Origin of the sequence: Chimaeribacter arupi (assembly GCF_002858805.1) — a bacterium.
Classification (GTDB): Bacteria; Pseudomonadota; Gammaproteobacteria; order Enterobacterales; family Enterobacteriaceae; genus Chimaeribacter; species Chimaeribacter arupi.
The window spans coordinates 1-21,047 of record NZ_PJZI01000053.1; the positions used below are offsets into that span (position 1 = coordinate 1).

General features: G+C 53.8%; 19 protein-coding genes, 1 tRNA gene, 1 pseudogene and 1 other annotated feature. Of the genes and pseudogenes, 5 read left to right on the forward strand and 16 right to left on the reverse strand.

Features of this window, described 5'->3' with window-relative positions:
- Window positions 1–266: 266 nt before the first annotated feature.
- The 3 genes from clpB to rluD all read right to left on the reverse strand — a co-directional run bounded on the left by clpB (window position 267) and on the right by rluD (window position 4,682).
- On the reverse strand, window positions 267–2,840 hold the full coding sequence (gene clpB, locus CYR52_RS21145; RefSeq protein ID WP_101829374.1) for an ATP-dependent chaperone ClpB: 2,574 nt from the start codon (window positions 2,838–2,840) through the stop codon (window positions 267–269).
- Between the two features lie 127 nt (window positions 2,841–2,967).
- Complete coding sequence (gene yfiH, locus CYR52_RS21150; RefSeq protein WP_101829375.1) at window positions 2,968–3,705, reverse strand: purine nucleoside phosphorylase YfiH; 738 nt, start codon at window positions 3,703–3,705, stop codon at window positions 2,968–2,970.
- Complete coding sequence (gene rluD, locus CYR52_RS21155; RefSeq protein WP_101829376.1) at window positions 3,705–4,682, reverse strand: 23S rRNA pseudouridine(1911/1915/1917) synthase RluD; 978 nt, start codon at window positions 4,680–4,682, stop codon at window positions 3,705–3,707. Before rluD ends, yfiH begins: the two co-directional genes overlap by 1 nt.
- 131 nt (window positions 4,683–4,813) lie before the next feature.
- Between rluD and bamD the strand changes: the two genes are divergently transcribed.
- The 3 genes from bamD to pheA all read left to right on the forward strand — a co-directional run bounded on the left by bamD (window position 4,814) and on the right by pheA (window position 7,618).
- Window positions 4,814–5,542 (forward strand): outer membrane protein assembly factor BamD, encoded by a 729-nt coding sequence (bamD, locus tag CYR52_RS21165; RefSeq protein ID WP_072933738.1) that lies wholly within the window; start codon window positions 4,814–4,816, stop codon window positions 5,540–5,542.
- 309 nt (window positions 5,543–5,851) lie between these two features.
- A complete protein-coding gene (gene raiA, locus CYR52_RS21170) occupies window positions 5,852–6,190 on the forward strand; it encodes a ribosome-associated translation inhibitor RaiA (RefSeq protein WP_072933735.1) in 339 nt (112 codons plus the stop codon).
- Window positions 6,191–6,296: 106 nt separating this feature from the next.
- Window positions 6,297–6,421, forward strand: a sequence feature (Phe leader region).
- Window positions 6,422–6,460: 39 nt separating this feature from the next.
- Window positions 6,461–7,618, forward strand: a complete 1,158-nt coding sequence (gene pheA / locus CYR52_RS21175) for a bifunctional chorismate mutase/prephenate dehydratase (RefSeq protein ID WP_072933733.1) — start codon at window positions 6,461–6,463, stop codon at window positions 7,616–7,618.
- A gap of 80 nt (window positions 7,619–7,698) precedes the next feature.
- Here pheA and tyrA read toward each other — a convergent pair whose 3' ends face one another.
- From tyrA to ffh, 8 genes and pseudogenes are all read right to left on the reverse strand, one after another.
- Window positions 7,699–8,820, reverse strand: coding sequence for a bifunctional chorismate mutase/prephenate dehydrogenase (gene tyrA, locus CYR52_RS21180; RefSeq protein ID WP_101829377.1), 1,122 nt, complete (start codon window positions 8,818–8,820; stop codon window positions 7,699–7,701).
- 5 nt (window positions 8,821–8,825) lie between these two features.
- Window positions 8,826–9,902, reverse strand: a complete 1,077-nt coding sequence (locus CYR52_RS21185) for a 3-deoxy-7-phosphoheptulonate synthase (RefSeq protein WP_072933728.1) — start codon at window positions 9,900–9,902, stop codon at window positions 8,826–8,828.
- A gap of 412 nt (window positions 9,903–10,314) precedes the next feature.
- Window positions 10,315–10,896, reverse strand: a pseudogene (locus tag CYR52_RS21190) (tyrosine-type recombinase/integrase); the annotation flags it as partial.
- A gap of 179 nt (window positions 10,897–11,075) precedes the next feature.
- On the reverse strand, window positions 11,076–11,423 hold the full coding sequence (gene rplS / locus CYR52_RS21195) for a 50S ribosomal protein L19 (RefSeq protein ID WP_072929033.1): 348 nt from the start codon (window positions 11,421–11,423) through the stop codon (window positions 11,076–11,078).
- A gap of 63 nt (window positions 11,424–11,486) precedes the next feature.
- Window positions 11,487–12,242, reverse strand: a complete 756-nt coding sequence (gene trmD / locus CYR52_RS21200) for a tRNA (guanosine(37)-N1)-methyltransferase TrmD (protein ID WP_101829379.1) — start codon at window positions 12,240–12,242, stop codon at window positions 11,487–11,489.
- 52 nt (window positions 12,243–12,294) lie between these two features.
- Entirely contained in the window at window positions 12,295–12,843 is a 549-nt protein-coding gene (gene rimM, locus CYR52_RS21205) for a ribosome maturation factor RimM (RefSeq protein WP_072929028.1), read from the reverse strand.
- Window positions 12,844–12,861: 18 nt separating this feature from the next.
- Entirely contained in the window at window positions 12,862–13,110 is a 249-nt protein-coding gene (gene rpsP / locus CYR52_RS21210; RefSeq protein ID WP_072929026.1) for a 30S ribosomal protein S16, read from the reverse strand.
- 155 nt (window positions 13,111–13,265) lie between these two features.
- On the reverse strand, window positions 13,266–14,627 hold the full coding sequence (gene ffh / locus CYR52_RS21215) for a signal recognition particle protein (protein WP_072929024.1): 1,362 nt from the start codon (window positions 14,625–14,627) through the stop codon (window positions 13,266–13,268).
- Between the two features lie 165 nt (window positions 14,628–14,792).
- Between ffh and CYR52_RS21220 the strand changes: the two genes are divergently transcribed.
- The gene (locus CYR52_RS21220) at window positions 14,793–15,584 is read left to right on the forward strand and encodes a cytochrome C assembly family protein (protein WP_072929022.1); all 792 of its coding nucleotides are present in this window, start codon (window positions 14,793–14,795) and stop codon (window positions 15,582–15,584) included.
- Window positions 15,585–15,651: 67 nt separating this feature from the next.
- Window positions 15,652–16,941 (forward strand): HlyC/CorC family transporter, encoded by a 1,290-nt coding sequence (locus CYR52_RS21225; protein WP_146000815.1) that lies wholly within the window; start codon window positions 15,652–15,654, stop codon window positions 16,939–16,941.
- Window positions 16,942–17,023: 82 nt separating this feature from the next.
- Here the strand turns inward: CYR52_RS21225 and luxS are convergent, their stop codons facing one another.
- The 5 genes from luxS to CYR52_RS21250 all read right to left on the reverse strand — a co-directional run bounded on the left by luxS (window position 17,024) and on the right by CYR52_RS21250 (window position 20,913).
- Complete coding sequence (gene luxS, locus CYR52_RS21230) at window positions 17,024–17,539, reverse strand: S-ribosylhomocysteine lyase (protein WP_072929018.1); 516 nt, start codon at window positions 17,537–17,539, stop codon at window positions 17,024–17,026.
- Between the two features lie 155 nt (window positions 17,540–17,694).
- Window positions 17,695–19,260, reverse strand: coding sequence for a glutamate--cysteine ligase (gene gshA / locus CYR52_RS21235; RefSeq protein ID WP_072929015.1), 1,566 nt, complete (start codon window positions 19,258–19,260; stop codon window positions 17,695–17,697).
- A 73-nt stretch (window positions 19,261–19,333) separates the two neighbouring features.
- The gene (locus CYR52_RS21240) at window positions 19,334–19,762 is read right to left on the reverse strand and encodes a YqaA family protein (protein ID WP_072929013.1); all 429 of its coding nucleotides are present in this window, start codon (window positions 19,760–19,762) and stop codon (window positions 19,334–19,336) included.
- Complete coding sequence (gene yqaB, locus CYR52_RS21245; protein ID WP_072929011.1) at window positions 19,759–20,325, reverse strand: fructose-1-phosphate/6-phosphogluconate phosphatase; 567 nt, start codon at window positions 20,323–20,325, stop codon at window positions 19,759–19,761. Before yqaB ends, CYR52_RS21240 begins: the two co-directional genes overlap by 4 nt.
- 511 nt (window positions 20,326–20,836) lie before the next feature.
- Window positions 20,837–20,913: transfer RNA gene (locus tag CYR52_RS21250), tRNA-Arg, on the reverse strand.
- Between the last annotated feature and the right edge of the window lie 134 nt (window positions 20,914–21,047).

The following is a 21,047-nucleotide window of genomic DNA, read 5'->3' on the forward strand; positions in this document are numbered from 1 at the left end:
GTTCCCGGTCAGTGGAGGCGCATTATAGGGAGTTCCTGACAGCCTGCAACCCCTAAATTCAAAAAATTATTCAACCGGCGAATGTTTAGACAATATGTATAAATTTTGTCTGAGAACCTGTTGTTTTGCTGCTTTCCCATCCAAAACCGGCCCCTCCCCTCTTTGCCTTTATCTCTATAAAGAAGCAATAAAGAAGCACCTGACAGAAAAAGGGCCCGACAATGCGGGCCCTTTTCTCTCTTTCTTTAACTGCTCACTGCATCTGCTTACTGCTGCGCGACAATGTGCCCATCAGTGACATCCAGTGTGATGGGTTTCCCCGGCAATAATTTGCCTGACAGGATCTGCTGTGCCAGCGGGTTTTCAATTTCCTGCTGGATAGCGCGTTTCAATGGCCGCGCGCCGTAGACCGGGTCAAAGCCTGTCTCACCCAACAGCTCCAGCGCCGCATCGGTCAGGGTCACTGCGTAGCCGCGCTCTTCCAGCCGTTTATAAAGGCGGTCTAACTGGATAGCGGCAATAGATTTGATATGCGCGCGACCCAATGGGTGGAACACCACGACTTCATCAATACGGTTAATGAACTCAGGACGGAAATGATGACTGACCACATCCATCACCGTTGTTTTCATCTGCGGGTAATCCATCTGCCCGAACCGTTCCTGAATCAGGTCTGAACCAAGGTTAGAAGTCATGATGACGACGGTATTACGGAAATCGACCGTACGCCCCTGGCCATCCGTCAGGCGGCCATCATCCAGCACCTGCAATAAGATGTTGAAGACATCCGGATGCGCTTTTTCCACTTCGTCCAGCAGGATGACGGAATAAGGACGACGGCGCACCGCTTCAGTCAGGTACCCGCCTTCCTCATAACCGACATAACCCGGAGGTGCCCCCACCAGCCGCGATACAGAATGTTTCTCCATAAATTCGGACATGTCGATACGCACCATCGCATCGTCGCTGTCGAACAGGAACCGGGCCAGCGCTTTACACAGCTCGGTTTTCCCTACCCCGGTTGGCCCCAGGAACAGGAAAGAGCCGATCGGCCGGTTTGGATCAGCCAGCCCAGCCCGGCTGCGACGGATCGCATTGGACACGGCGTCTACCGCTTCATTCTGGCCGATAACACGCTGATGCAGATCCTGCTCCATACGCAACAGTTTCTCGCGCTCACTTTCCATCATTCTGGAAACAGGGATCCCAGTCCAACGCGCCAGCACTTCAGCAATCTCGGCATCTGTCACCCGGTTACGCAACAGCTTCATGGTTTTGCCTTCGGCCTGCGTGGCGGCTGCCAGCTGTTTTTCCAGCTCAGGGATTTTCCCATACTGCAGTTCCGACATCCGGCCGAGATCACCCATGCGGCGCGCCTGCTCCAGGCTGATTTTTGCCTGTTCCAGTTCAGCCTTGATAGTTTGCGTGCCGGAAAGCGCTGCCTTCTCGGCTTTCCACTCTTCTTCCAGCTCTGAATATTCACGCTCTTTCTGCGTGAGCTCACTGTTCAGCATGTCGAGGCGTTTCAGGCTGGCCTCATCTGACTCTTTTTTCAGTGCCTGTTGTTCAAGCTTGAGCTGGATAATACGCCGCTCTAGCCGGTCAAGAGACTCAGGTTTAGAGTCAATCTGCATACGGATGCTGGAAGCCGCCTCATCGATCAGGTCAATCGCCTTATCCGGCAACTGGCGATCGGCAATATAACGATGTGAAAGCGTTGCGGCGGCAACAATGGCCGGGTCAGTGATCTGCACGTGGTGGTGCAGTTCATAACGCTCTTTCAGCCCACGCAGAATGGCGATGGTGTCTTCTACTGACGGCTCCGCCACATAGACTTTCTGGAAGCGGCGCTCCAGCGCAGCATCCTTTTCTATATATTGGCGATACTCGTCGAGCGTGGTCGCGCCAACGCAGTGCAGCTCCCCACGGGCCAACGCCGGCTTCAGCATGTTCCCGGCATCCATGGCGCCGTCGGCTTTACCCGCCCCCACCATCGTGTGCAACTCGTCAATAAACAGGATGACACTGCCCTCCTGTTTGGAAAGATCGTTGAGCAGGCTTTTCAGGCGCTCCTCAAACTCCCCACGGTATTTGGCCCCGGCCACCAGCGCGCCCATATCCAGTGAAAGGACGCGTTTGTGTTTGAGGCCTTCCGGCACTTCACCATTGATAATCCGCTGGGCCAGCCCTTCGACAATCGCCGTTTTACCGACCCCCGGCTCACCAATGAGCACCGGGTTATTTTTGGTCCGGCGTTGCAGCACCTGAATAGTGCGGCGGATCTCTTCATCACGGCCGATAACCGGGTCGAGTTTCCCCTGCTCGGCACGCTCTGTCAGGTCAATGGTGAATTTCTTCAATGCCTGACGTTGATCTTCCGCATTTGCATCATTCACTTTTTCACCACCCCGTATCTGGTCAATAGCCTGGCTGATTTTGGTTGCATCAGCCCCGGCCGCTTTCAGCAGATCGGTTAACGCGCCCCGATCCTGCAACGCAGCCAGTACAAACAGTTCGGATGAGATAAAGGTGTCGGCACGCTTTTGCGCCAACTTGTCACACAGGTTCAGAACACGCACCAGGTCATGAGAGGGCTGAACATCCCCCCCGGTGCCTTCCACTTGGGGTAAACGGGCCAGGCCCTGCTCAATCTCAGTGCGCACCCGGTTGGCATCTACCCCGGCAGATGTCAGTAATGGGCGCACAGTCCCCCCTTCCTGATTAAGCAGGGCGCTCATCAGGTGAAGAGGTTCAATAAATTGGTTGTCACGCCCAAGGGCAAGAGATTGGGCATCAGCGAGGGCAAGCTGGAATTTGCTGGTAAGACGATCCAGACGCATAACTCCTCCAATACAGGTCAAAATTGCTACTGGAGATTAAATGAGGTCATCCCTCACGTTTTCAAGGTTATCTTGACTGTATTTTCGGCGTTTTTTTATGCGTCACGGATCGTCTCGGAGGCGTAGATTATATCAGCCAGATTAAAGTTGCCAGACGCCCTGTCATCCTGTCCCGGCGAAAAGAAAAGAAATTCTCTGGTTCACTGACGGTACAACGCTCGCCGCCACTGATCTGGCGGACACCGGCGGCCTGAAGCCGGATGCGCGCCAACTGATAAATATCCGCCATGTATTTTGTGCCCACCGGCCGGAACGCGTCCCCAGTTGCGGGATTGTCAGCGACAAACGCAGCCCGCACGTCATCACCTACTTCAAATGCATGTGGCCCGATAGCCGGGCCAAACCATGCCATGACGTCATCAGGCGGGCAGCGGAACTGCTTCAGGGTATTTTCCAGCACCCCGCCGCACAGCCCACGCCAGCCTGCATGGGCCGCCGCCACTTCATCGCCCCGACGTGAGGCAAACAGCACCGGCAGGCAATCCGCCGTCATCACCGCACACACCTGCCCCGGCTCTGCGGTATACACCGCGTCTGCGCGCAAAGCTGCAGCGGTTGGGGTCTGCCCTTCCAGCCGCAGCACGTCAGTCCCGTGCACTTGCTCCAGCCAAAAAGGCATTGCCGGCAACCCCGCCAGCGCGACCAGCCGTTCACGGTTTGCAGCCACGTCAGCCGGGTTATCGCCGACATGTGCCCCAAGATTAAGCGATGCATAAGGCGGCAGGCTGACGCCGCCATGCCGTGTGGTGCTGCAGGCTGCAACAGTTCCGGGTACAGGCCACTGCGGGCGAATCAGGCCGGTCATTACCAGTCCAGCTGATCTTTAAAGGCTTCCGTATCCGCTTTCAATGCGTCGATCAGATCGACCATATCCTGCGGCAGGGGAGCGTGCCATTCCATCTGGATACCGGTAATCGGGTGGTAAAGGCGCAACATGGTGGCGTGCAGAGCCTGACGGTCAAACCCACGCAGCGTCGAAATAAACTGTTCGGACGCGCCTTTCGGCGGGCGCGGACGGCCGCCATAGAGCTGATCACCCACCAGCGGATGGTTGATGTGCGCCATGTGAACACGGATCTGGTGCGTACGCCCGGTTTCGAGACGCAGGCGCAGGCGCGTATGTGCACGGAAATGTTCCATGATGCGATAGTGCGTTACGGCGGGTTTACCCATCGGGTGCACGGCCATATGGGTACGTTTGGTGGAGTGGCGGGTAATCGGCTGTTCTACCGTACCGCCTGCCGTCATGGTGCCAATGGCCACCGCTTCATACTCACGGGTAATTTCGCGCAGCTGAAGGGCCTCTACCAGGCGGGTCTGTGCCGGGACGGTTTTCGCCACCACCATCAGGCCGGTGGTGTCTTTATCCAGACGGTGAACAATACCGGCACGCGGGACATCCATAATTTCCGGATAATAGTGCAGTAACGCGTTCAGGACCGTACCGTCCGGGTTGCCGGCACCAGGGTGAACAACGAGGTCACGCGGCTTGTTGATCACCAGAATATCGCTGTCTTCATACACGATGTTCAGTGCAATTTCCTGAGCTTCCCAGCGGGCCGCCTCTTCGATTTGCGCATCAATGGCAACGACTTCGCCACCCAACACTTTTTCTTTTGGTTTGTTCACCATTTTGCCGTTGACCAGGACCCGATCATCCAGAATCCACTCTTTTATGCGTGATCGAGAATAATCAGGGAACAATTCCGCTAAAGCCTGATCTAAACGTTGACCGAGTTGAGATTCGGCCACCGTTGCGGTGAGTTGTACTTGTTGTGCCATATGCAGCTTCTTCGTTAACGTTGGGTTTTCACGGCGATGCCGTTTAAAATAATGTGCTATTGTAGCTGGTCTTTGCCGGGAACTTAACGGACAGTCTCCCGGAATAACACCCTGAGGATAATCAAAACGTCATGACGCGTATGAAATATCTGGTGGCTGCAGCCACGTTGAGCCTGGTTCTGGCGGGTTGCTCCAGTTCGAAGGATGCGGTGCCCGACAATCCGCCTTCGGAAATCTATGCAACCGCTCAGCAAAAACTGCAGGACGGTGACTTCAAAGGAGCCATCACCCAGTTGGAAGCGTTAGATAACCGCTATCCGTTCGGGCCTTACTCCCAGCAAGTTCAGCTGGATCTGATCTACGCCTACTATAAATCGGCCGATCTGCCGATGGCGCAGGCAGCCATTGATCGTTTTGCGCGGCTGAACCCGACCCATCCGAGCATCGACTACGTCATGTATATGCGTGGCCTGACAGACATGGCATTGGATGACAGCGCACTGCAGGGCTTCTTCGGTGTTGATCGCTCTGACCGTGATCCGCAGCATGCACGTGCCGCCTTCCGCGATTTCAGCCAGCTGATTCAGAGCCACCCAGACAGCCAGTATGTCACGGATGCGCAGAAGCGTCTGGTTTACCTGAAAGATCGTCTGGCGAAGTATGAGCTCTCCGTGGCGCAATATTACACGAAACGCGGCGCTTACGTTGCAGTAGTTAACCGTGTTGAGCAAATGATGAAGAATTACCCGGATACGCAGGCAACCCGTGATGCCCTGCCGTTGATGGAAAACGCGTATAAGCAGCTTCAGCTTGCCGGCCAGGCGGATAAGGTTGCGAAAATCATTGCTGCCAATCAATAAAAAGCGATGAATGCAGAAGATAAGAACGGTAGCTCAGGCTGCCGTTTTTTTTGACAGAAATACAAGGCAATTGACTGAATAATAAACAAATAGCGCAGGGGCGTTTTTACTGGCCGGGTGATATAACCTATCGATAGTGCGTTACCCGCACTGAACTCTCAAGCACTAATTTTGTAATCTTCGTCACACTTCACATAAACGCGCTCACTGACAAAAAGTGACAAAAATAAGTGATCTTGATCACAAAATGACAGCGTCAGTAGGCTATGCTGAAGGTATCCAAGACGGAAAGACAGAGAGGTAAGTTATATGACAGTCAACATTACCAGCAAACAAATGGATATCACTGATGCAATTCGTCAGCATGTCGAAGACCGTCTCGCCAAACTGGATAAATGGCAAACGCAACTGATTAACCCCCATGTCGTCCTTTCTAAAGAGCCCAATGGTTTCCAGGCAGATGCCACCATCAGCACGCCCAACAGCGGCCCGCTGGTTGCGAGTGCACGGCATGACGATATGTACGCAGCGGTTAATGAAATGATTACCAAACTGGAGCGGCAGCTCAATAAAGCGCAACATAAAGATGAAGCGCGACGGGCCGCGACCTGTATCAAAGAGGTCAACCTTGAGCCTGAAGAGCCCTAGTCCCTTCCAGTAAATAATGAGCGCGCCCACCGGGCGCGTTTTTTATTGACAAAAAAATGTCAGCGGTTACTTTACATAAGATTAACGACTAACCTAGGACCTTTATGCTGCGCCAACCTCTGTTTTTCTTCGCATTCTTTTTTACCTTCCCCTGACTGGGAGGCGATTCGTCACACGATAAAGAATGCGAAGACGAACAAAAAAAGCCTCCCCCGCGGAGGCTTTTTTTATGGGCTGATTTTGATAAGAAGATAACAAAAGGCAGACATCATGACCGACAACCCGTTACTGGCATTGCGTGAGCGCATCACCGCGCTGGACATCAAATTACTGGATCTGCTGGCAGAACGGCGCGGGCTGGCACTCGATGTTGCCCGCGCTAAACTGCATACCCACCGCCCAATCCGGGATAAAGCACGCGAGCGCGATTTGCTGGATGCGCTGATCGATGCCGGTAAGCAGCGCAATCTGGACGGTTTTTATATCACCCGTTTATTCCAGCTGATTATTGAAGACTCTGTCCTGACGCAGCAGGCACTGCTTCAGCACCAGCTTAACCAGACGACGGTTCACTCCGCACGTATCGCGTTCCTTGGCCCGAAAGGTTCTTACTCGCATCTGGCGGCCCGCCACTATGCCGCCCGCCATTTCGAACAGTTTATTGAGTGCGGCTGTCTGAAATTCCAGGATATCTTCACCCAGGTGGAAACCGGGCAGGCAGACTATGCGGTACTGCCGATCGAGAACACCAGTTCAGGCTCGATCAACGATGTGTATGACCTGTTACAGCACACCAGTTTGTCGATCGTCGGGGAACTCTCTACGCCTATCGACCACTGCGTACTGGTGAGTACGCCTACTGAGCTTTCCGCCATTAAAACGGTGTACAGCCATCCTCAGCCTTTCCAGCAATGTACCCAATTCCTTAACCGCTTCCCGGACTGGAAAATTGAGTATTGTGAAAGTACCGCCGCCGCCATGGAAAAAGTGGCTGAGCTAAATTCCCCCCACGTGGCGGCTCTCGGCAGTGAAGCGGGTGGCGCGCTGTACCAGCTACAGGTGCTGGAACATAAGCTGGCTAACCAGCAGCAGAATATCACCCGCTTTATTGTACTGGCACGTAAAGCTATTGAAGTCTCTGAACAGGTACCGGCCAAAACCACCCTGATCATGGCAACCGGCCAGCAGTCCGGGGCCTTGGTTGAGGCACTGCTGGTTCTGCGTGATCACGGCATTGTGATGACGAAACTGGAATCGCGGCCGATCCACGGCAACCCGTGGGAAGAGATGTTTTATATCGACGTGCAGGCTAATTTGCGCAGCGAAAGCATGCAGAAAGCTTTGCGGGAACTGGCACCGATTACCCGCTCATTAAAAGTGCTGGGCTGTTACCCGACAGAAAATGTTGTACCGGTTGATCCAAGCTGACACTGAACCGGTTCTCATAAAAAAGCCACGCAGAACATCGCGTGGCTTTTTTGTCAGGCGGGATGCCGCCTGGAAGCGCGTTATTGCCGGTTATCGTTGGCTTGCAGCAGCAGCGTGCGGCTTTCCACCAGAAAACGCTGAGCATAATCCCCAAACCAGTGTTCAACTTTCTTGAAGCTGTCGATGAACGCCTGCTTATCCCCCTGCTCTAACAGAGCAATCGCCTCGCCAAAACGTTGGTAGTAACGCTTAATCAACGCCAGGTTATTCTCTGATGACATAATAATGTCGGCATACAATTGGGGATCCTGGGCAAACAGGCGGCCGACCATGGCCAGCTCCAGCCGGTAGATAGGCGATGAGAGCGCCAGCAGTTGCTCAAGCTGCACATTCTCCTCTGCCAGGTGCAGGCCATAGGCAAAGGTCGCGAAGTGACGAAGCGCCTGGATAAAGGCCATGTTCTGGTCATGCTCTACCGCACTGATGCGATGCAGCCGCGCGCCCCATACCTGCAACTGCTCCAGCAGCCACTGATAGGCTTCCGGTTCGCGGCCATCACAATAGACCACCACCTGTTTTGCCAGGCTGCCGACATCCGGGCCAAACATCGGATGCAACCCGACCACCGGGCCTTCATGCACGGCCAGCATCGCCTGTAATGGACGATTTTTCACAGACGCCAGATCCACCAGAATGCAGTCGGCAGGCAATGGCGGCAGGCGGGCGATCACCTGCTCAGTGAGATGGATAGGGACACTGACAATCACCATTCCGGCGTCTGCCAGCAAGGTTTCTGCCTGTGGCCAGTCTTCCTGCTCCAGTACCCGCACCTGATAACCGGAAAGCGTCAGCATACGGCTGAACAACTGCCCCATCTTGCCTTTCCCGCCGATGATGACGATAGGGCGAAGCTGAGGGCAAAGCGTTTTGAAGCCTTTGTCATTCTCACTGGAATAGGATTCCCGCATGACCCGGCGCAATACATCCTCAATCAGATCCGGCGGTACTCCCAGCGCCTGCGCCTCTTTCCGGCGCGAGGCCAGCATGGAAGCCTCACGTTCAGGCACATAGATCGGCAAGCCATAACGGCTTTTTACTTCACCGACCTCAGCCACCAGTTTCAGACGTGTTGCCAGCAGATCCAGCAAGGCTTTGTCCACCTCATCGATTTGATCGCGCAACGCGGTCAGCTCAGCCACCATACCTTTTATTCTCCTGCTTTACGTGCGATCAGCGCATTGCCCAGCTGTTGATGCATGTCGCGCAACAGTGTTTCTGTGCTCTCCCAGTTAATGCAGGCATCCGTGACCGAAACGCCGTAACGCAATGCGTCACGCGGCTGTTCTGAAGACTGGTTACCTTCATGCAGGTGACTTTCGAGCATCAGGCCGGTAATCGAACGGTTCCCTGCTTTGATCTGGTCAATGGCAGACTGGGCCACCAACGGCTGACGGCGGTAATCTTTATTTGAGTTGCCATGACTGCAATCTATCATCAGGGAAGGATGGAGTCCTGCCTCACTCATCTGTTTCTCACACGCGGCCACATGTTCCGCGCTGTAGTTCGGCGTTTTCCCGCCACGCAGAATGACATGCCCATCCGGGTTGCCCTGGGTTTGCAGCAGGCAAACCTGCCCAGCCTGGTTGATACCGACAAAGCGGTGCGGCATGGCTGCGGCACGCATTGCATTGATCGCCGTGCCCAGGCTGCCGTCGGTGCCGTTTTTGAACCCGACCGGCATCGAAAGGCCGGACGCCATCTCGCGGTGTGTTTGTGACTCAGTAGTCCGTGCGCCGATGGCTGACCAGCTGAACAAATCGCCCAGGTATTGCGGGCTGTTCGGGTCCAGTGCTTCGGTGGCCAGCGGCAGCCCCATGCCGACCAGTTCGAGCAACAAGCCACGGGCGATGTGCAGCCCGGCTTCCACATCAAAAGAGCCGTCCATATGCGGATCGTTGATCAGCCCTTTCCAACCGACGGTGGTGCGGGGCTTTTCAAAGTAGACGCGCATAACAATGTACAGGTGGTCACTCAGTTCCTCAGCCAGCACTTTCAAACGGCGTGCGTACGCCAGTGCCGCATCAGGATCGTGAATTGAGCAAGGGCCGCACACAATCAGCAGACGATGGTCATGGCCTTTGAGGATGTTGGCGATGGTGTCACGCGATTGTGCAATATTGCGCTGATCGCCGGCGCTCAGCGGGAACTGTTTTTTCAGCTCTTCCGGGGTAATCAACACCTCTTCCGCGCTGATATGAACATTGTTGAGGGCATCTTTTTGCATTACATCGATCCTGTCAGTGAAAGGGGGCAGCTGGTCACGCCGCTGCAATAGAGTCACCTTACCATTCTCTGTAAATTATTCAATCCATAATCCGTAAATAATAAATTACACTACGGATAAATTTATATCACATTCGGATATAAGATTGAATAATACCAACGTTAATAATCTTCATAATCAATTAGATATTGAAATAAAAATGGCAGAGATCATTGATGAGCATCATATAAAACAGTGAGAAAAATATTCGTAAAAATAACTTTACGATTTGCATTTTCAAGATGGCATCATGGATAAAGATTCAAGGGCTTACTAAGCGGGTGTAGCCCTATTAGTTAAGACGCATTTCCCTTTCCCCATTGATATCTCAGTAAATTATATAATTTACAACAGGTTGATATGTTCTGGGGTATCAGGAAATATCAGCGGGGATCAGCGGGGTAGGCAAAATGTGGTCATTCAGGTCGGCGAGGGGGTTGAGGGTGATCGCTTCTTCCAGGTGATCGGGGGCGAAATGGGCGTAGCGCATGGTTTCGCGGATGTTGGCATGGCCCAGTATGCGTTGCAGCACCAGGATGTTGCCGCCGTTCATCATGAAGTGCGAGGCAAAGGTGTGCCGCAGGACGTGGGTTTTCTGGCCGTCCGCCAGGGTCAGGGAGGTTAAGGCCAGCACCTGGCTGAAAGCCTGGTAGCAGGGCCTGAATAAGCGCCCGGAGAGCGGCTCCAGCTCCTGGTAGAGCCAGCGCGGGATCGGCACCGTGCGGTTCTTCTTGCCCTTGGTTTTGATAAACGTCAGTTTGTGCGGCGACAGCTGCGAACGCGTCAGGTTTTCCGCCTCGCGCCAGCGGGCGCCGGTGGTCAGGCAGATTTTGACTATCCGTGTCAGGTCCGGGTTGCCGTAGGTCATGCACGCCGCCAGCAGTTGGTCGATCTCCGTTCTGGTCAGCCAGGTCATCTCCTTCTCTTCTTCCTTGAAAATGCGCATCCCCTCCAGCCGACCCTAAACCGCGTTCCTGATATGCTTCCAGCCCCCAAGCCTGCCCCGCGCAGGCTTTTTTCTTCCCTGAGCTTCCTCTTTGTAGCCATTCCGTAGACACAGGCATAAAAAAAGGGGCTAGCCCGTGGCTAACCCCTTCATATCTATTAACTTTTGGATGCAGCGTTAGCTGTATCTTAGTTAAGACGCTCTTTAATACGAGCAGACTTACCAGTACGCTCACGCAGGTAGTACAGTTTGGCTTTACGAACGGCGCCGCGGCGTTTCACAGTAATGCTGTCGATTACTGGGGAGTGAGTCTGGAATACGCGCTCAACACCTTCGCCGTTAGAAATTTTACGAACAGTGAATGCAGAGTGCAGACCGCGGTTACGGATGGCGATAACCACGCCCTCGAATGCCTGCAGACGTTTTTTGCTACCTTCAACGACCCATACCTTCACTTCCACGGAATCACCCGGACGGAATGCTGGTACGTCTTGCTTCAGCTGCTCTTGTTCGATTTGCTTAATAATGTTGCTCATAATATGTCTCTTACCCTAGGTAAACTGATATATCGGGAAAATCAGCCGTAGCTAACGTTTCCCTTAATAGTCTGGTTGACTGGCCCGGTGTTCCTTTTGGAACTCGGCCAGCAACACCTGTTGCTCGTCAGTCAGAGCTAGGCTTTCCAGAAGTTCAGGTCTTCTAAGCCAGGTGCGGCCCAGCGACTGCTTTAAACGCCAACGGCGTATCTGAGCATGGTTGCCCGACAGTAAAACCGGCGGTACTTCCATGCCTTCCAACACTTCAGGGCGGGTATAGTGAGGACAATCCAGCAAGCCATCTGCAAAAGAATCTTCTTCTGCAGAACCCTGATGACCCAGTACGCCCGGAATAAACCGGGAAACAGAGTCAATCAGCGTCATGGCCGGCAGTTCGCCCCCGCTGAGAACGTAATCACCGATTGACCATTCTTCGTCAATCTCGGTTTGGATGATCCGTTCATCAATCCCTTCATAGCGGCCACACACCAGAATCATCTTCTGATTTGACGCCAGCTCACGCACGCCCTCTTGATCGAGTTTGCGCCCCTGAGGCGAAAGATAGATAACCTTGACGCCCTCGCCTGCCGCTGCTTTTGCTGTCTGAATCGCTTCCCGTAAAGGTTGCACCATCATCAGCATACCGGGGCCGCCGCCGTAAGGGCGATCGTCCACAGTGCGATGCCGGTCGTAGGCGAAGTCACGCGGACTCCAGCACTGTACGCTCAGCAGGCCATTTTTAACTGCCCGGCCAGTTACCCCGTAATCGGTGATGGCGCGGAACATGTCAGGAAACAGGCTGATTATACCGATAAACATTTGCCCATCCCTATGCTGCCGTTCCACTCATCTTTTCCGGTCAAATCGGAGGTCAAAAACCAGGATCCCAATCTACTTCAATCACTTGAGCAGTGAGATCGACTTTCTTGATAACCTGCCCATGAAGAAACGGAACCAGCCGCTCCTTCATGCCGAATGCATCTTTCAGGTTTGCCCGCACGACCATCACGTCGTTTGAGCCGGTTTCCATCATGTCGATGACTTTACCCAGCTCATACCCGGTTGTGGTGATTACCTGGCAGCCCATCAGGTCTTTCCAGTAGTAATCATCCTCGCCCAGAGGCGGCAATTGCCCGGAATCCACGACGATTTCGCAATTCGTCAGCAGATTCGCGGCATCCCGATCGTCAATGCCTTTGACCTTGATGATCAGATCCTGACTGTGGCGCTTCCAGTCTTCCAACTCAACAAGCTGCCACTTACCGGCCTGCTGGATAAACCAGGGCTGATAGTCAAAAATGCTTTCGGCGTTTTCGGTGGATGAAAACACTCTGAGCCAACCACGAATGCCGTAAGTAGACCCCATTTTACCGAGTACAATCGGCTGCGTAGGTGCTACCGGTTTGAGTTGCTTGCTCATCGTTGCCACCGCGACAGATTAAGCTGCTTTCTTAGCGTCTTTGATCAGCGCGTGAACGCGATCAGAAACGGTAGCACCCAGACCCAGCCAGTGCTCAATACGGTCCAGATCCAGACGCAGTGCTTCAGCCTGACCAGACGCGATTGGGTTGAAGAAGCCTACGCGCTCGATGAAACGACCGTCACGCGCATTGCGGCTGTCGGTCACTACTACTTGATAGAACGGACGCTTTTTCGCGCCGCCACGTGCCAAACGAATTGTTACCATAACATCCTCTTTAGTTAATAAAACAGCCGGGCCCCATTGAGGGAACGGGGCCCGGGTGCAATATAAAAAGCCCGAAAATTTTACTCATTTTGGCGCAAAAAGCAATCTAAAGCGTACAAAGTTGCTGCGCGCCGCTGTAAATAAATAATCCGGGGTTAACGACCAGGGAAACCAGGCGGCATCATGCCTTTCATGCCACGCATCATTTTGGCCATGCCGCCCTTCTTCATTTTCTTCATCATGCGCTGCATTTCGTCAAACTGCTTCAGCAGCCGGTTGACGTCCTGCACCTGCATCCCCGCGCCCAGCGCGATACGGCGCTTGCGTGAGCCTTTGATAATTTCCGGCTTGGCGCGCTCTTTCAGCGTCATTGAGTTAATGATCGCTTCCATCCGCACCAGAACCTTGTCATCCATCTGCGATTTGACGTTGTCCGGCAGTTGACCGGCGCCCGGCAGCTTGCTCAGCATACTGGCCATGCCGCCCATGTTACGCATCTGTTTCAACTGTTCCAGGAAGTCGGTCAGATCGAAACCGTCGCCCTTTTTCAGCTTGGAGGCCAGTTTTTCCGCCTGTGCACGGTCAACTTTGCTCTCAATATCTTCAATCAGCGACAGCACATCGCCCATGCCCAGAATGCGGGAAGCTACGCGATCGGGATGGAATGGCTCCAGGGCTTCGGTTTTCTCACCCACACCCAGGAATTTAATCGGCTTGCCGGTGATATGGCGGATAGAGAGCGCGGCACCGCCACGGGCATCACCGTCTACTTTGGTCAGCACCACGCCGGTCAGCGGCAGCGCTTCATTAAAGGCTTTCGCGGTGTTGGCGGCGTCCTGGCCTGTCATCGCGTCGACCACAAACAGGGTTTCTACCGGGTTAATCGCGGCATGTACCTGTTTGATTTCGTCCATCATCGCTTCGTCAACGTGCAGGCGGCCTGCGGTATCGACGAGGAGAACGTCATAAAACTTCAGCCTGGCCTGTTGCAGCGCACGGGTGACGATATCCACCGGTTTTTCCTGAGCATCGGACGGGAAGAAATCCACGCCCACCTGCTCGGCCAGGGTTTCCAGCTGTTTAATCGCCGCCGGGCGATAAACGTCCGCGGAGACCACCAGCACTTTTTTCTTGCGCTTTTCGCGCAGGAATTTACCCAGTTTACCCACACTGGTGGTTTTACCTGCACCCTGCAGGCCGGCCATCAGCACCACGGCCGGTGGCTGGGCGGCCAGATTGAGTTCAGAGTTAGCCTCGCCCATGGCATTCATCAATTCGTTTTTAACGATTTTGACGAACTCCTGGCCCGGCGTCAGGCTCTTGTTAACCTCAACCCCAACCGCACTCTCTTTGACACGGTTGATGAAGTCACGCACGACCGGCAGCGCAACATCCGCCTCCAGCAGCGCCATGCGCACTTCACGCAGGGTCTCTTTGATATTCTCTTCGGTCAGCCGCCCGCGGCCGCTGATATTGCGCAGTGTGCGCGACAATCGATCAGTTAAATTATCAAACATCGTCTCTTGCTCAACGTAATGACAGGCCGCCTTGGCGACACAATGGCGGGATTATAACACGAAGTCCGGGCGATCTCTGCCCCGCCGTAGGGGAACGGTTGGAGCGTGACGCCGCTGACGTTATACTGACCCTCTGACTTATTTTTTGATACCCGACGACACCTTATGCCGATTCCTGCCTTCGTGGCCATGATTGCCTACTTGCTCAGCCTTGCGCTGATTCTTCCCAGCCTGGTGCGGCAACAGAGTGGTTTCCGCCGCCTGGCGCTGTTCTGCGCGGCCGTGGCGCTGGTTAGCCATGCCATTGCGCTGGAGCAGCGTATTTTTGGCGTCAATACCGGCCAGAACCTGAGCCTGGTCAATATCGGCTCAATGGTCAGCCTGATTATCTGTACCGTGATGACGATAGTCGCCTCGCGTAACCGCGGCTGGTTTTTGTTACCAATTGTGTATAGTTTCGCCTTGATTAACCTGATTTTTGTCGGGTTGTTACCCGGTGAATTTATTACCCATCTAGAGTCCAGCCCCGGCCTGCTGGTGCATATCGGGCTGGCGCTGTTCTCTTACTCCACGCTTATCATCGCGGCGCTGTATGCCTTCCAGCTCGCCTGGCTCGACTATCTGCTGAAGAATAAGCGCCTCTCTTTTGCCTCTGATATGCCGCCGCTGATGACCATTGAGCGTAAGCTGTTCCACATTACGCAGGTCGGTGTTGTGCTGCTGACGCTGACGCTGTGCACCGGCCTGTTTTATATGGATAACCTGTTCAGCAAGGAGAACGTCCATAAGGCGGTGCTGTCGATCATGGCATGGTTTGTCTATGTTGTTCTGTTGTGGGGGCATTACCATGAGGGCTGGCGCGGCCGCCGCGTAGTCTGGTTCAGCATGGCCGGTGCCGTCCTGCTCACCCTGGCTTACTTTGGCAGCCGGCTGATTCAGCAGATCATGATAGGCTGATATATCGTCATCTGAATTTTTTATACTCCCCTGCCGGGGAGTTCACACTGTTATAAGGAAGACCGCGTTGGAGCACGTCTCTACAGGCACCCTGATTATCACACTGATCATTATGATCATTGTTTCCGCTTACTTTTCTGCCTCTGAAACCGGCATGATGACGCTCAACCGCTACCGGTTACGCCATCAGGCCAAACAGGGGAACCGGGCTGCGCGCCGGGTGGAAAAACTGCTTCAGCAGCCTGACCGGCTGATAAGCCTGGTACTGATCGGGAATAACCTGGTCAATATCCTGGCCTCCGCACTGGCGACCATTGTCGGGATGCGGCTGTACGGCGATGCCGGGGTCGCGATTGCTACCGGTATCCTGACCTTTGGCGTGCTGCTGTTCGCCGAAGTCTTGCCAAAAACCTTTGCGGCCCTTTACCCCGAGCGCATTGCCTTTCCGAGCAGCCTGCTGCTGATGCCGCTGCAAAAAATCATGCTGCCGCTGGTCTGGTTCCTCAACACGCTGTCACGCCTGCTGATGCGCCTGTTCGGCATCAAAAGCAATGTTCACCTGAGTGATGCCGTCAGTAAAGAGGAGTTGCGCACCATTGTGAATGAGTCCCGCTCCCAGATTTCACGCCGGAATCAGGACATGCTGCTGTCGGTGCTGGATCTGGAAAGTGTGTCGGTGAATGACATCATGGTGCCGCGCAATGAGATTGTCGGCATTGATATCAATGATGACTGGAAGTCGATCATGCGCCAGCTCACGCACTCACCGCATGGCAGGATTGTGCTTTACCGTGAGTCACTTGATGACGTCATCGGCATGTTGCGCGTGCGCGAAGCTTACCGCCTGATGACCGAGAAAAAAGAGTTTAATAAAGAGAACCTGCTGCGTGCCGCCGATGAGATCTACTTTATTCCTGAAGGTACGCCGCTGAATATCCAGCTGGTGAAGTTCCAGCGCAATAAGGAAAAAGTCGGCATTGTGGTGGATGAATACGGTGACATTCAGGGTCTGGTCACGGTAGAAGACATCCTGGAAGAGATCGTGGGTGATTTCACCACTTCGATGTCCCCGACGCTGGCGGAAGAGGTAACGCCGCAAAGCGATGGCTCCGTTCTGATCGAAGGCAGTGCCAACGTGCGTGAGCTGAATAAAGCGTTTAACTGGCGCCTGCCGGCAGAGGATGCACGCACCATTAACGGGATGCTGCTGGAAGTGCTGGAAGAGATCCCGCCGGTGAATACCCAGATCCAGATAGAGAACTATGATATCCAGATCCTCGACGTGCAGGACAACATGATTAAACAGGTACGGGTTACGCCGATACAACCGATCCGCGCCAGCGTCGAACAACACTGAGTTCCTGGCCTCAGCCCATACACCTCAGCCATAAAAAAAGACGCGATAATCGCGTCTTTTTTGTCACTGAAACCTGCTGAGACTAGATGTGCAGTTCGTGCAGCTTCTCTTTCGGCAGGGCCAGGTCATCATTGTGGTTCACCACCACATCGTGATCCAGGATATGACGCGCAATCTCCTGCGCTTCTTCCAGGGAGTGCATCTGGTACGTGCCGCACTGATACTCGTTCAGCTCCGGAATGGCGCGCTGGTCAGAGACTTTCAGCACATCGGCCATCGCCGCTTTCCAGGCATCCGCCACACGCTGCTCTTCCGGCGTACCAATCAGGCTCATGTAAAAACCGGTACGGCAACCCATCGGTGAAATATCGATAATCTCTACACCGTCACCGTTCAGGTGATTGCGCATGAAGCCGGCGAACAGATGCTCCAGCGTATGGATACCGCGCTCCGGCATCACTTCCAGATTCGGCCGGCAGAAACGCAGATCAAACACGGTAATGGTATCGCCATGAGGTGTATGCATCGTTTTTGCGACACGAACGGCAGGAGCGGCCATCCGGGTATGATCTACAGTAAAGCTATCCAACAGGGGCATCGTGTCACCTCCTCTAAGAAAAAAGATATTTTTAGCGAATTCAGGAAACCTTTTCGCAGTGGGCGGGTCTTAATAAGTGAAAGACGCGCATTTGTTATCATCATCTCTGTTATCAGCGATGTATATTTGGCCACAGTGACTGTGGCCTTTTTCTTTTAGTTTCCGCCATTTACCTTCGACAGAAACTCATCAAAGCTCAATGTGTCCTCAGCTTCCATCGCTGCCTGCCGCTGCAATGAGGCTTGCTGTTCTGCTGCAAGCTTTTCATCAGTGAGAATTTCCAACGGTTCTTCACTCAGCATCTGACGGTACTGTTCAGCCAGTGCCAGCCCGACGCCTTTCAGGCCATTCTCTTTCATAGCCTGCAATATCCGGGCGGAATATGTCAAATCAGGATCATCAAATGATGCAACCAGCTCATCACAGGTTCCCTGATACTGGCGATCGCCATTGACCTTATCCAGCACTTCAGCCACACGGCGTAAATCCGCAAACAGTGATTTGCCGACCTCAACCAGTGGCTCAAACGATTCCTCGCAGCCAATGCCGATGGTCTGGCCCGGCTTACGCCCTTCCAGGATCACCCGGTTCCAGTTCTTACGGGTGCACAGCAGTTCATCACTGCTCATCTCCGGCGCATCCGCCAGCGCACACCAGATCAGGAACAGATCCAGGAAACGGGCCTGGGTAATATCGACCCCAACCGGGGAGAACGGGTTGATGTCCAGCGAACGCACTTCAATATACTCAATGCCGCCACGCATTAGGGCATCAGACGGCGTTTCACCGCGACGGGTAACGCGTTTCGGACGAATCGGCGCATACAGCTCATTCTCAATCTGCAATACATTGGTATTCAGTTGCAGATAACGGCCGTCGCGCTTTAACCCCATCGCCGCATACTCTTCAGAAGGCGTACGAATCGCTTTCTTCAACCCTGCCACATAGGTATTAAGATCGTTGAACGTAATACCGAGATTGCTCTGCGATTTATTGGTATACCCCAGGTCGCTCAGGCGCAGTGAGGTGGCATAAGGCAGGTAACACATGCCTTTTTCATCACGCTCAAAAGGTAATGCACTCTCCCGCCCTTTCAGGAACGAGGAGCAGATCGCCGGCGATGCCCCAAACAGGTAAGGGATCACCCAGCCAAAACGGTAGTAGTTACGGATCAGGCTGAAATAGCCTGCCGAAATCGCCTCTTTGCCGCTTTCCGCATCTTTTACGCCCAACCGCGCCTGCCAGAAAGAGAGCGGCAGCGAGAAGTTATAGTGAACGCCGGAAATGATTTGCATCAGGGCGCCGTAGCGGTTTTTCAGCCCCTCGCGGTACAGGGTTTTCATCTGCCCGATATTGGAGGTGCCGTATTGCGCCAGCTCGATATCCTGCTCGTCACCGACAAAGCAGGGCATACTCAGCGGCCACATCCGCTCTTCGCCCAGCGTGCGGGCGGTGTGCCGGTGAATATCACGCAGGAATGTCAGCAGATGATCAATGTCGCCATCTACCGGCGTGATAAATTCTAACAGCGTTTCCGCAAAGTCCGTGGTAATCCACTCATGCGTTAATGCTGCCCCCAGGGATTCAGGATGCCCGGTGCTGGCCAGTGAACCATCTGCATTCACCCGCAGCGTTTCACGTTCGATGCCGCGGCGGATGCCTTTAATTGCCTGAGGGTGCGCTTCCAGCCATGAAAGTGCTTTGGATACGTCCGGGATCAAATCGACCTCCCGCTCTCAAAAAACGATAACGTGTAAGCAGAGTCGCCAGCTTGCCCCAGGCTGTTTGTTCTGTTTAGTGCCACCAGGACAACCCCTGTAAAGTCAGATAAGCCAACACCAGATAACGGATGCCTTTACCCAGGCAGAGACATAACGTTACCGGCAGCCAGGGCATACGCAGCCAACCTGCAAACACACATAACACATCGCCGACTACAGGCACCCAGCTGAGCAACAGCGCAGCCGGCCCAAAGCGGGTCAGCCAACCGAGGGCGAGTTTATGCCCCCGCTGGGCTGACATCGCCGGTAGAAAGCGTCCTATTACCACATTCGTCAAGCCGCCCAGGGTGTTGCCTGCCGTTGCAGACACCACCAATGCTGCCGGTGCGGTATCGCCGGCAGTTAATAACGCGACCAACAGAATTTCTGAATTTCCCGGCAACAAGGTCGCACTGAGAAAACTACTGCCAAATAATGACGCAATAGCCAGCGCGTCACTCACAAAATACGCACATCGACATAGGCCATATTGGCGCGTTTTGCCGCTTCAATGCCGAAGTCCGCGTCTTCAAATACCACGCACTTCTCAGCGGGAACGCCCATAAGTTCGGCACAGCGTAAAAAAGTATCCGGCGCAGGCTTGGGGTTGCTGACATCATTGGCGCCGACAATCACCTGAAAACAGTCACGCAGCCCAAGATGACGCAACAGGGCATCAGCCATGCTGTGCTCGCTGCCGGTGCCTACCGCCATCGGGCGGCGGCCATGATACGCTTTAACGACGTCAATCAACGGCAGTGGCCGGACGCTGTCAAACAGCATCTCTTTCACGGCGGCGGTTTTCTCTGCCGCCAGCTGATAGGCATCCAGCGTAGACTGATGCGCATCAATAATCGCCTGGGCAACCCGCCAGGTGGGTGAGCCATTCAGTGCCGTCAGGACATCTGCGTCATAGTGCATGTCATATTTCGTCAGCACATGGTGCCAGGCCTTGCGGTGAGTCGGTTCGGTATCCAATATGGTGCCATCCATATCAAATATCAGTCCTTCGTAACGATCGTACATCGTGTACTCCGCATTCACTGAAAAAGAGAAAAACTACTTTAGCGTAAAGTCTTTTGAATGTCGCATGTTGGTTAATTAGCGGTAACGAAGTGGCACAGACAATCAATCAACCGCAAAACCTGGCGCATGAAAAATTCCCTATAAAACATAAATCAACTGACGTGCGTGTTGAGAACTGATGGTTTAATCACCGCTTAACACGATGAATTTTCGGAATAAACAGGGCAGAGAAACGGTTAAGCGAACCGGGGTAATAGAGGCGCAACCGGGGCAGGAAATAGATCACCGCAGACGTAAACGGATAAAGAAGAGAATCTGTGTTTATACGCAAAGAAATGGGAAACAGGCGTTAATCGCAAGCCAGCGAAAACAAGCAGCGTCAGAAAGCAAGCATAAACAGAAAGTGGGGGTATTAACGTGTTGCCTGGCGCGGGGACAGAATAGGAACAGGATAGAAACACATCGGAAAAACGAGAGAGGGAGACGAATAAAGGAAATTATCTGAAGAAGATGGTGCATCCAGGAGGATTCGAACCTCCGACCGCTCGGTTCGTAGCCGAGTACTCTATCCAGCTGAGCTATGGATGCATTTAGGTAGTTTGTTTACTGCGAACTCTCCCGGAAGGTAATCCTGTCCGTGAAAGTAGAAGATGGTGCATCCAGGAGGATTCGAACCTCCGACCGCTCGGTTCGTAGCCGAGTACTCTATCCAGCTGAGCTAT